The organism is Pseudomonas sp. JV245A (assembly GCF_032424515.1).
Lineage (GTDB): Bacteria > Pseudomonadota > Gammaproteobacteria > Pseudomonadales > Pseudomonadaceae > Aquipseudomonas > Aquipseudomonas protegens.
In genome coordinates, this window is record NZ_VYKE01000161.1 from 1 (window position 1) to 11,003 (window position 11,003).

Here is an 11,003-nt window from a genome sequence, read left to right on the forward strand (position 1 = left end):
GGCGCTGCGGGTGCTGAGCCGCGACCTGCTGGGCTTGCTCCGGTCCGCCCGCGGCGTGGCGCGGCAACGGCAGATGCTCGACGCCGCCACCGCGCAGCAACTCCAACCCTTGCTCGGCGAGACCATCCAGGCCCTGCAGGCCGAACATGACGCCGCCCTGCCGCCCTTGCTCCAGCGCCTGCAACAGGCACTGCAGGACCCTTCGCTGTCCGCCGAAGGCCATCTGTGCCTGGTGCAACTGGCCCAGGTACTGGAGCGGGTGGAACAGAGCGCCCTGAGTGTCAGCGCCGTGGAACAGGGCCGGGTCCCGCCCGGCGCTCCCGGCGCCCTGTCCTGGCACCGGGATATCCAGCAAGGGGTGCTGGGAGGCTTGCGCAGCGCCCTGGCCTTTCTCGCCGTCGCCGGCTTCTGGCTGCTGTCCGCCTGGCCCTCGGGGCTGGGGGCCGTCTCCATCTGTGGCGTGGTGCTGAGCCTGTTCGCCGGACGTGAGAACCCTGCCGCGTCCTGCCTGAATTTCTTCAAGGGCATTGCCCTGTCCATTCCCGTGGCGGCCTTCGTCGGCCTTGGCCTGCTGCCGGGCTGGGACGGTTTTCCCCTGCTGTGCCTGGGGCTGGCAGTGCCGCTGTTCTGCGCTTCGCTGTGCATGAGCCGACCGAAGCTCGCGCCCGTCGCCTCGGCGTTCTGCATCTTTTTCGTCAACAACGTCGGCCCCAGCAACCTGATGAGCTACGACCTCGGGGCGTTCCTGAACAAGGCCATGGCCACCCTGATCGGTGTCGGCATCGCCGTGGTGGTGCTGCGCCTGGTCAGCCTCAACCCGGGCGAGCAGCACTACCGGCGGATGTTCAAGGCTTCGCTGTTCGATCTGGCGCAGCTCACCTCACGCCCGCCGGAGCAGGCCGAAAGCTGGTTCGGCGGGCGCATGGCCGATCGGCTGATCCGGGTGTCGCGGTATTGGCAGATGCAGCCCGAGAACCGCCGCAGTCACTGGGACAACGGCCTGCTGGGGCTGGACCTGGGAGATGAGCTGCTGCAATTGCGCAGTTGCCTGGACCCGGCCCGGGGCACCCTGGCCACGGAACGCGAGCATTATCTCGCGCACCTGGCGACGCTGCTCAGGCACGGCGGCCCCAGCGCCAACCGCAGCGAACAGCTGGATGCGGTCTCGGCGGCCCTGCTCAAGGCCCTGGATGGCGACCGCGACCTGCCCCTGCAAGCCCGGGAGATGGCCCGGGCGGCGATTCTGCAACTGCAGTTCACCTGGCGCCGCTGGTGCCGCCAGCAACAAGCGGCCGCGCTGCCGACCCCGGTGCCGGCAGCGGGCTGAGCGCCCGTCAGCCGCGCAGTGCACGCCAGGCCTTGCCCGCCAGGGTGACCGCCAACAGCACCACGGCACCGGCAATGATCCCGGCCACGGCATTGAGCAGGGTCGGCATCAACGCCGATACCGGGCCTATGACCCCGGCGCTGCGCCCGGCCAGCCCTTCTATCAGGTGGTGCACGGCGGGCACACCGTGGGTCAGGATGCCGCCGCCGACCATGAACATCGCCGCCGTACCGATCACCGACAGGCTCTTCATCATCAGCGGCGCTGCCCGCAGGATCGCCCCACCGATGCGTTTGGCCAGGGCGGCGGGCTTGTGCACCAGCCACAGCCCCAGGTCATCGAGCTTGACGATGCCGGCCACCAGGCCGTAGACACCGACGGTCATGACAATGGCGATACCCGAGAGCACCACCACCTGCTGGGTCAGGGAGGCCCCGGCCACGGTGCCCAGGGTGATGGCGATGATTTCCGCGGAAAGGATGAAATCGGTGCGCACCGCACCCTTGATCTTGTCCTTCTCGAAAGCCACCAGATCCACCTGGGGGTCGGCCAGGGCTTGCAGGGTCTGGGTATGTTCGGCCGCCACTTCGGCGTGGTGCAGGTATTTGTGCGCCAGCTTCTCGAAACCCTCGAAACACAGGTAGGCACCACCCAGCATCAGCAGCGGGGTCACCAGCCACGGCGCCAGGGCGCTGATGGCCAGCGCCGCCGGCACCAGGATCAGCTTGTTGCGAAACGACCCCTTGGCCACCGCCCAGACCACCGGAATTTCCCGCTCGGCGCGGACCCCGGAGACCTGCTGGGCATTGAGCGCGAGGTCGTCGCCCAGCACACCGGCGGTCTTCTTCGCCGCCATCTTGGTCATCAAGGCCACGTCATCGAGTACCGCGGCGATGTCATCGATCAATACCAGCAAACTGCTTCCGGCCATGAACCTGGCTTCCCTGCATGGAAATAAGGCGCGCAGCATACCGTGCCGCTGGCAGCACAAGCGAGATGCCAGAAGCAGTAAAACCGCGGCCGCCGGGCATTCTTGAGCCTCGCGCGACGCCGGTGCTACCATGCGCAACCGCCCGAACAGGCAAGGAATCCCCTGGTTTATGAGCACCATCCGCGAGCGCAATAAAGAACTGATCCTGCGGGCCGCCAGTGAAGAGTTTGCCGACAAGGGCTTTGCGGCGACCAAGACCAGCGACATCGCCGCCAAGGCCGGGTTGCCCAAACCCAACGTCTACTACTACTTCAAGTCCAAGGAAAACCTCTATCGCGAGGTGCTGGAAAGCATCATCGAACCCATCCTCCAGGCCTCCACCCCGTTCAATGCCGATGGCGTGCCCAGCGAAGTGCTCAGCGGCTACATCCGCTCGAAGATCCGCATCTCCCGCGACCTGCCCTTCGCTTCCAAGGTCTTTGCCAGCGAGATCATGCATGGCGCGCCGCACCTGAGCCCGGAGCAGGTGGAACAGCTCAACGCCCAGGCCAAGCACAACATCGAGTGCATCCAGACCTGGATCGATCGCGGCCTGATCGCCCCGCTCGACCCCAACCACCTGATGTTCAGCATCTGGGCCGCGACCCAGACCTACGCCGACTTCGACTGGCAGATCTCGGTGGTCACCGGCAAGACCAAGCTCGACGAAGACGACTACGAAGCTGCGGCGCAGACCATCATCCGGTTGGTGCTCAAGGGCTGTGAACTGGATCGCTGATAGCGTTTCGGTACTTTCCGGTTTGTTTCCCGGCCCGCAAGGGCGCAATAGTTTCAATCAAGATCCTGCGCGGCTTTTCGCAGCCTCGCGGGCTCGGCAGTGGCTACAGGCCGGGCCCGCGAGGTCGAGGGCTATGCGCTGACGCCAGCGTCCGCCGCCAGGCCCTGGGCTTCGATCGCGCTGATGGCGCACTGCTCATCGATGTCCGAGGTATCGCCACTGATGCCGATCGCCCCCATCACTGCCCCCGCCTGATCCCGAATCAACACCCCGCCCGGCGCAGGCACCACGCTGCCCTGCCCCAGACCGTTCAATGCGCCGATGAAGGCCGGGCGCTGCTGCGCGTCCAGGGCCAGCAGGCGCGAGCCCTTGCCCAGGGCCACCGCCCCCCAGGCCTTGCCGATGGCGATCTGCGGGCGCAGCAGGCTGGCGCCGTCCTCCCGTTGCAGGGTCACCAGGTGCCCGCCGGCATCCAGCACCGCGATGGTCAGCGGCGCCGCATTGATCTTGCGCCCCGCGTTGATGGCCTGGTTGGCCAGGTTGACTGCGACTTTCAAGGTTAAAGCGCTCATGGGTGCCGTCCTTATCTTGTTATTGAGAAAGCCTGGGGAAGCTTCTTGTAGGAGAAGTCCGATACAACAAATAGAACACAATGAATTTATTTTTTGTATACAATAATTCGCGAAAGGCAGCCCCTGCGACAAAAGGACGCCGGTTTATCGGGGCTTTGATGAAAGCCGCTGCCGCTCAAGAAAATGGATTGACCTGCGCCATCCGCCGTGAATACACTTTGCGCAAAACCACTTGTATACAATTACAAAACGCAAGAGGCACAAAACCATGAGCAAAATGAGAGCAATCGAAGCCGCCGTTCTGGTGATGCGCCGTGAAGGGGTCGATACCGCTTTTGGCATCCCGGGTGCCGCCATCAACCCGCTGTATTCCGCGCTGCAGAAGGTCGGTGGCATCGATCACGTGCTCGCTCGCCACGTCGAAGGCGCCTCGCACATGGCCGAGGGCTACACCCGCACCAAGGCCGGAAACATCGGCGTGTGCATCGGTACTTCGGGCCCCGCCGGCACCGACATGGTCACCGGCCTGTACAGCGCCTCGGCCGACTCCATCCCGATTCTCTGCATCACCGGTCAGGCCCCCCGCGCCCGCCTGCACAAGGAAGACTTCCAGGCCGTGGACATCACCAGCATCGTCAAGCCGGTGACCAAGTGGGCCACCACCGTGCTGGAACCGGGCCAGGTGCCCTACGCCTTCCAGAAAGCCTTTTATGAAATGCGCTCCGGCCGTCCCGGCCCGGTACTGATCGACCTGCCGTTCGACGTGCAGATGGCGGAAATCGAATTCGACATCGACGCCTACCAGCCCCTGCCCCTGGCCAAGCCGGCAGCGACCCGCCTGCAGGCGGAAAAGGTTCTGGCCCTGCTGGACCAGGCCGAACGTCCATTGCTGGTGGCCGGTGGCGGCGTGATCAACGCCGACGCCAGCGAGCTGCTGGTGGAGTTCGCCGAACTGACCGGCATTCCGGTGATCCCGACCCTGATGGGCTGGGGCACCATCCCTGACGATCACCCACAGATGGTGGGCATGGTCGGCCTGCAGACCTCCCATCGCTACGGCAATGCCACCCTGCTCAAGTCCGACACCGTGCTGGGCATCGGCAACCGCTGGGCCAACCGCCACACCGGTTCGGTGGACGTCTACACCGAAGGCCGCAAGTTCATCCACGTGGACATCGAACCGACCCAGATCGGCCGTGTCTTCACCCCGGACCTGGGCATCGTTTCCGATGCTGGCAGCGCCCTGACCGTATTGCTGGAGGTGGCCCGCGAATGGCAGACCGCCGGCAAGCTCAAGGATCGCAGCGCCTGGCTGCATGACTGCCAGCAGCGCAAGGCCAGCCTGCACCGCAAGACCCACTTCGACAACGTGCCGGTCAAGCCGCAACGCGTGTACGAAGAAATGAACCAGGTATTCGGCAAGGACACCTGCTACGTCAGCACCATCGGCCTGTCGCAGATTGCCGGCGCGCAGTTCCTCCACGTCTACAAGCCACGCCACTGGATCAACTGCGGCCAGGCCGGCCCGCTGGGCTGGACCATCCCCGCTGCCCTGGGCGTGGTCAAGGCCGACCCGAACCGCCAGGTGGTGGCGCTGTCCGGCGACTACGACTTCCAGTTCATGATCGAAGAACTGGCGGTGGGCGCGCAGTTCAACCTGCCGTACATCCACGTGGTGGTGAACAACTCCTACCTGGGGCTGATCCGCCAGGCCCAGCGCGGTTTCGACATGGACTACTGCGTGCAACTGTCCTTCGACAACCTCAACGCGCCGGAACTCAACGGCTATGGCGTCGACCACGTGGCCGTTGCCGAAGGCCTGGGTTGCAAGGCCCTGCGGGTGTTCGAACCCAAGGACATCCAGCCGGCCCTGCGCCAGGCCCAGGAAATGCTCCAGACCTTCAAGGTGCCGGTGGTGGTGGAAATCATCCTGGAGCGCGTGACCAACATTTCCATGGGCACCGAAATCAACGCGGTCAACGAGTTCGAAGACCTGGCGCTGGTGGGCAACGACGCCCCTACCGCGATTTCCCTGCTCGACTGATACCCCTGACCGCTGGCACCGGCCGGGCCCCGGGCGCCCCCTCCCGCCAGAGGTGGCGCCCGGGCCGCCCGCCCCCTGGCGCCAGCCCCAGGCTTGACCGAACCACAGGAGACCACCATGCCGCACTTTGCTGCCAACCTGTCCATGCTGTTCACCGAACAGGACTTCCTCGCCCGCTTCAAGGCGGCCGCCGATGCCGGCTTCAGCGGCGTCGAATATCTGTTCCCCTACGAATTCAGCTCTGCCGAAATCAAGGCGCAACTTGACGCCCAGGGCCTGAGCCAGGTGCTGTTCAACCTGCCGGCCGGCGACTGGGCCAAGGGTGAACGCGGTATCGCCTGCCTGCCCGACCGGGTCGAGGAGTTCCGCGCCGGGGTCGACCTGGCCATTGCCTACGCCCAGGTCCTGGGCAATACCCAGATCAACTGCCTGGCAGGCATCCGCCCACAGGGCGCCGATGAAGCCCTGGTGGAAAAGACCTTGGTCGCCAACCTCAAGTACGCCGCCGACAAGCTCCAGGCCGTGGGCATCAAGCTGGTGATGGAAGCCATCAACACCCGCGACATTCCCGGCTTCTACCTCAACAATACCGCCCAGGCGCTGTCGATTCGCGAGCAGGTGGGCAGCGACAACCTGTACCTGCAGTACGACATCTACCACATGCAGATCATGGAGGGAGACCTGGCGCGGACCATGGCCAACCACCTGGGCCAGATCAACCACATCCAGCTGGCGGACAACCCCGGGCGCAACGAGCCGGGCACCGGCGAGATCAACTACCGCTTCCTCTTCGAGCACCTGGACCGCATCGGCTACCAGGGCTGGGTCGGTTGCGAGTACAAGCCGCTGACCACCACTGAAGCCGGCCTTGGCTGGCTGAAAACCCACAACGCAATCTGAACCTGTACCTGCGTAGGAGCCGGCTTGCCGGCGAAGAGGCCCGCAAGACCGCCTTCGCTGGCCAGCCAGCGCCCACAAGGTCCCGTTGAATAGAGGATTTTTATCATGGCTAAAATCGGATTTATCGGCACCGGCATCATGGGCCACCCAATGGCCGCCAACCTGCAGAAGGCCGGTCACAGCCTGCTGCTCTCGGAACACCACGGCAAGGCTCCGGCCGACCTGATCGCCGCCGGCGCCATCGCCCTGGCCTCACCCCGGGACGTCGCCCAGGAAGCCGAGTTCGTCATCATCATGGTCCCCGATACCCCCCAGGTCGAAGACGTGCTGCTGCGCGCCGACGGCGTGGCCGCCGGGATCGGCAAGGGCAAGATCGTCATCGACATGAGCTCGATCTCGCCCACCGCTACCAAGGCCTTCGCCGCCAAGATCAACGAAACCGGCGCCCAGTACCTGGACGCCCCGGTGTCCGGCGGTGAAGTCGGGGCCAAGGCCGCCACCCTGAGCATCATGGTCGGTGGCGACAGCCAGGCCTTCGAACGTGCCCTGCCGCTGTTCCAGAGCATGGGCAAGAACATCACCCTGGTGGGTGGCAACGGTGACGGCCAGACTGCCAAGGTGGCCAACCAGATCATCGTCGCCCTGAACATCCAGGCCGTGGCCGAAGCCCTGCTGTTCGCCTCGAAGAACGGCGCCGACCCGGCCAAGGTGCGTGAAGCACTGATGGGTGGCTTCGCTTCCTCGAAGATCCTCGAAGTGCACGGCGAGCGGATGATCAAGGGCACCTTCGACCCGGGCTTCCGCATCAACCTGCACCAGAAGGACCTGAACCTGGCCCTGAGCGGTGCCCGCGAGCTGGGCATCAACCTGCCCAACACCGCCAACACCCAGCAAGTGTTCAGCACCTGCACCGCCATCGGTGGCGCCAACTGGGACCACTCGGCCCTGATCAAGGGCCTGGAACACATGGCCAACTTCTCGATCCGCGAGAAGAAATAAGCAGCATCCGTAGCCGCTGCCGCAGGCTGCGCCAAGGTTCGCAGGAAACGCCTCACGGCGGGCCAGGGACAGGCCCTGCTGACCTTGCCGCCGCCTGAGGTGGCGGCTACACCCGTTTCAAGCCCCCCATAACAAGAAATCCGGGAGCCCGCCATGTCGGTCGATCCGCAAAAATTCCTCCGTGAGCTGTTCGCCACAGCCATCGACGCCGCCCACCCGCAACAGGTTCTGCAAGCCCATCTCCCCAGCGACCGCAGCGGCCGCGTCATCGTCATCGGCGCCGGCAAGGCCGCCGCGGCCATGGCCCAGGTGGTCGAGCGCAGCTGGCAGGGCGAAGTCTCCGGGCTGGTGGTCACCCGCTACGGCCACGGCGCCCCCTGCACCAAGATCGAAGTGGTCGAAGCCGCCCACCCGGTACCCGACGCCGCCGGCCTGGCCGTGGCCAAGCGCGTGCTGGAACTGGTCAGCAACCTGTCGGAACAGGATCGGGTGATCTTCCTGCTGTCCGGTGGCGGTTCGGCGCTGCTGGCCCTGCCAGCCGCCGGCATCACCCTGGCGGACAAGCAGGCCATCAACAAGGCCCTGCTCAAATCCGGCGCCACCATCGGCGAGATGAACTGCGTGCGCAAGCACCTCTCGGCGATCAAGGGTGGACGCCTGGCCAAGGCCTGCTGGCCGGCCACGCTCTACACCTATGCGATTTCCGATGTACCCGGCGACCTGGCCACGGTCATCGCCTCCGGCCCCACCGTGGCCGACCCCAGCACCTCGGCCGAGGCCCTGGCGATTCTCAAGCGCTATGGCATCGACGTACCGGCCGCGGTCCGCAGCTGGCTGCAGAGCCCCGAGTCGGAAACCGTCAAGCCCGGTGACCCGTGCCTGGCGCGCAGCCACTTCCAGCTGATCGCCCGGCCCCAGCAGTCCCTTGAGGCGGCGGCCGTGAAGGCTCGCCAGGCCGGCTTCAGCCCACTGATCCTCGGCGACCTGGAGGGCGAATCCCGGGAGGTGGCCAAGGTCCACGCCGGCATCGCCCGCCAGGTCGCCCTGCACGGCCAGCCCCTGGCGGCGCCCTGCGTGATCCTCTCCGGCGGTGAAACCACGGTCACCGTGCGCGGCAATGGCCGTGGCGGACGCAACGCGGAGTTCCTCCTGAGCCTCACCGACAGCCTCAAGGGCTACCCGGGCATCTATGCCCTGGCCGGCGACACTGACGGCATCGACGGTTCCGAGGACAATGCCGGGGCCATCATGACCCCGGACAGCTACGCCCGCGCCGCGGCCCTGGGCCTGAGCGCCAGCGACGAGCTGGACAACAACAACGGCTATGGCTACTTCGCGGCGCTGGGGGACCTGATCGTCACCGAGCCGACCCGCACCAACGTCAACGACTTCCGCGCCATCCTGATTCTCGAGAACCCCAAACATGACGCCTGACAAGAAGGTCAAAATCCTCGCCACCCTGGGCCCGGCCATCGACGGCATCGAGGACATCCGTGAGCTGGTGCAAGCCGGGGTGAACATCTTCCGGCTCAATTTCAGCCACGGCGCCCATGCCGACCACGCCCAGCGCTACGAGTGGATCCGCCAGGTAGAGCGCGAACTGAACTACCCCCTGGGCATCCTCATGGACCTGCAAGGGCCGAAGCTGCGGGTCGGCACCTTCGCCGAGGGCAAGGTGCAACTGGTGCGCGGCCAGGCCCTGCGCCTGGACCTCGACGCGACCCCGGGCAACGCCCAGCGGGTCAGCCTGCCGCACCCGGAGATCATCGCCGCCCTGGAGCCGGGCATGGACCTGCTGCTGGACGACGGCAAGCTGCGCCTGCGGGTGATCGCCAAGCACGCCGACGCCATCGAGACCACCGTGCTCAATGGCGGTGAGCTGTCGGACCGCAAGGGGGTCAACGTGCCCCAGGCGGTGCTCGACCTCAGCCCGCTGACGGCCAAGGACCGTCGCGACCTGAGCTTCGGCCTGGAACTGGGGGTGGACTGGGTGGCCCTGTCCTTCGTGCAGCGCCCGGAAGACATCCGTGAAGCCCGTGCGCTGATCGGCGACAAGGCCTACCTGATGGCCAAGATCGAGAAGCCTTCGGCCGTCACCCAACTGCGGGAAATCGCCGAGCTGAGCGACGCGATCATGGTGGCCAGGGGCGACCTGGGGGTAGAAGTACCGGCAGAAAGCGTGCCGCAGATCCAGAAAAACATCATCAGCACCTGCCGCCAGCTGGGCAAGCCGGTGGTGGTGGCCACCCAAATGCTCGAATCCATGCGTTTCTCCCCTGCGCCGACCCGGGCCGAGGTCACCGACGTCGCCAACGCTGTGGCCGAGGGTGCGGACGCCGTGATGCTGTCGGCGGAAACCGCTTCCGGCGAATACCCGCTGGAGGCCGTGCAGATGATGAGCAAGATCATCCGCCAGGTGGAAACCGGCCCGGACTACCAGACCCAACTGGACGTCAGCCGGCCCCAGGCCGAGGCCACGGTCTCGGACGCCATCAGCTGTGCGATCCGCCGGGTGTGCAGCATCCTGCCGGTGGCGGTGCTGGTGAACTACAGCGAATCCGGCAGTTCGACCCTGCGCGCCGCCCGCGAGCGGCCTTCGGTGCCAATCCTCAACCTGACGCCGAACCTTGCCACTGCTCGCCGCCTGACAGTGGCCTGGGGCGTGCATTCGGTGGTCAACGACCGGCTGCGCCAGGTCGACGAGGTGTGTGCCACGGCCCTGGAAATCGCCCAGGCCCAGGGCCTGGCCAAGCGCGGCGACACCGTGGTGATCACCACCGGTGTGCCGTTCGGCCAGCCGGGCACCACCAATTCGTTGCGCGTCGAAACCCTTCTCTGACCCGCAGCCCATGGCGCCGCTGACCGGCCAGAGCCTCCCGCAGAGGAGGCCTGGGCGGTCGGCGCAACCCTCGCCCAGGGGCCGCCCCACTGATTTGCATCATGCCTTCACAGTCTTTCAATGCCTTCTGCCCCGACTGGGCCACTGCCCTGCTTAACGGCTTCAGTCAGATCTTTCTCCAGCGCCATCCGCTGTGCGGCCTGCTGTGCCTGCTGGCGATCCTGGTCAGTGCCCCGGCACTGCTCGGCGCTGCCCTGCTGGGTGCTCTGGCCGGGCTGCTGACCGCGCAACGCCGGGGGTACGCCAAGGCCGACCGCCAGGCCGGGCTGTTCAGCTACAACGGCGTATTGCTGGGCCTGCTGCTGGGCCTGTACCTGCCCTGGTCGGTATTGCTGCCGCCGCTGATCATCGCCGCCGGCGGCCTCAGCGCGATCATTACCCAGCAATGGCTCAAACGTGCCCGCAACCCCGCCAGCCTGCCGGCCTACACAGCACCCTTCGTCGGCCTCGGCTGGCTGCTGCTGAGCCTGATCGAGCCGCTGCCCGCGGCCACCCAGGGCGTGCCCGGGCTGTCCCTGGCGAACCTGCTGGGTGGGCTGTTCCAGGGCCTGGG

The 11,003-nt window shown here is 66.1% G+C and carries 10 protein-coding genes; 8 read left to right on the top strand and 2 right to left on the bottom strand.

Annotated features, from left to right (window positions below):
- A partial coding sequence (locus F6S12_RS26765) for an FUSC family protein (protein ID WP_315869505.1) occupies positions 1-1,327 on the top strand: 1,327 nt, incomplete at its 5' end.
- Positions 1,328-1,334: 7 nt separating this feature from the next.
- On the opposite strand, the gene F6S12_RS26770 is transcribed toward F6S12_RS26765, so the two are convergent.
- Positions 1,335-2,258 carry a DUF808 domain-containing protein gene (locus tag F6S12_RS26770; protein ID WP_015634660.1) on the bottom strand — a complete coding sequence of 308 codons (924 nt, stop codon included), beginning with the start codon at positions 2,256-2,258 and terminating at the stop codon, positions 1,335-1,337.
- Positions 2,259-2,427: 169 nt separating this feature from the next.
- On the opposite strand from F6S12_RS26770, the gene F6S12_RS26775 reads away from it, so the two are divergent.
- Positions 2,428-3,036 (top strand): TetR/AcrR family transcriptional regulator, encoded by a 609-nt coding sequence (locus F6S12_RS26775; RefSeq protein ID WP_011060037.1) that lies wholly within the window; start codon positions 2,428-2,430, stop codon positions 3,034-3,036.
- Positions 3,037-3,167: 131 nt separating this feature from the next.
- On the opposite strand, the gene F6S12_RS26780 is transcribed toward F6S12_RS26775, so the two are convergent.
- Positions 3,168-3,608, bottom strand: a complete 441-nt coding sequence (locus F6S12_RS26780) for a GlcG/HbpS family heme-binding protein (RefSeq protein ID WP_015634659.1) — start codon at positions 3,606-3,608, stop codon at positions 3,168-3,170.
- Between the two features lie 268 nt (positions 3,609-3,876).
- Here F6S12_RS26780 and gcl point away from each other — a divergent pair, with 268 nt between their 5' ends.
- The 6 genes from gcl to F6S12_RS26810 all read left to right on the top strand — a co-directional run.
- Positions 3,877-5,652 carry a glyoxylate carboligase gene (gene gcl, locus F6S12_RS26785; protein WP_015634658.1) on the top strand — a complete coding sequence of 592 codons (1,776 nt, stop codon included), beginning with the start codon at positions 3,877-3,879 and terminating at the stop codon, positions 5,650-5,652.
- A gap of 117 nt (positions 5,653-5,769) precedes the next feature.
- Positions 5,770-6,552: a hydroxypyruvate isomerase gene (hyi, locus tag F6S12_RS26790; RefSeq protein ID WP_315869506.1), complete on the top strand. Its 783-nt coding sequence runs from the start codon at positions 5,770-5,772 to the stop codon at positions 6,550-6,552.
- A gap of 105 nt (positions 6,553-6,657) precedes the next feature.
- Positions 6,658-7,551 carry a 2-hydroxy-3-oxopropionate reductase gene (locus F6S12_RS26795; RefSeq protein ID WP_011060033.1) on the top strand — a complete coding sequence of 298 codons (894 nt, stop codon included), beginning with the start codon at positions 6,658-6,660 and terminating at the stop codon, positions 7,549-7,551.
- A 153-nt stretch (positions 7,552-7,704) separates the two neighbouring features.
- On the top strand, positions 7,705-8,985 hold the full coding sequence (locus F6S12_RS26800) for a glycerate kinase (protein WP_315869507.1): 1,281 nt from the start codon (positions 7,705-7,707) through the stop codon (positions 8,983-8,985).
- Complete coding sequence (pyk, locus tag F6S12_RS26805) at positions 8,975-10,390, top strand: pyruvate kinase (protein ID WP_015634657.1); 1,416 nt, start codon at positions 8,975-8,977, stop codon at positions 10,388-10,390. The genes F6S12_RS26800 and pyk overlap by 11 nt, the downstream gene beginning before the upstream one ends.
- A 101-nt stretch (positions 10,391-10,491) precedes the next feature.
- Positions 10,492-11,003 (top strand): urea transporter (locus F6S12_RS26810; protein WP_315869508.1); only part of this gene is annotated, 512 nt, incomplete at its 3' end.

What these genes read in the sequence shown, in the direction of transcription:
- hyi (WP_315869506.1), top strand. Translation starts at nt 5,770, where the DNA reads ATGCCGCACTTTGCTGCCAACCTGTCCATGCTGTTCACCGAACAGGAC.
- pyk (WP_015634657.1), top strand. Translation starts at nt 8,975, where the DNA reads ATGACGCCTGACAAGAAGGTCAAAATCCTCGCCACCCTGGGCCCGGCC.
- F6S12_RS26780 (WP_015634659.1), bottom strand. Translation starts at nt 3,608, where the DNA reads ATGAGCGCTTTAACCTTGAAAGTCGCAGTCAACCTGGCCAACCAGGCC.
- F6S12_RS26770 (WP_015634660.1), bottom strand. Translation starts at nt 2,258, where the DNA reads ATGGCCGGAAGCAGTTTGCTGGTATTGATCGATGACATCGCCGCGGTA.
- F6S12_RS26795 (WP_011060033.1), top strand. Translation starts at nt 6,658, where the DNA reads ATGGCTAAAATCGGATTTATCGGCACCGGCATCATGGGCCACCCAATG.
- F6S12_RS26800 (WP_315869507.1), top strand. Translation starts at nt 7,705, where the DNA reads ATGTCGGTCGATCCGCAAAAATTCCTCCGTGAGCTGTTCGCCACAGCC.
- F6S12_RS26775 (WP_011060037.1), top strand. Translation starts at nt 2,428, where the DNA reads ATGAGCACCATCCGCGAGCGCAATAAAGAACTGATCCTGCGGGCCGCC.
- gcl (WP_015634658.1), top strand. Translation starts at nt 3,877, where the DNA reads ATGAGCAAAATGAGAGCAATCGAAGCCGCCGTTCTGGTGATGCGCCGT.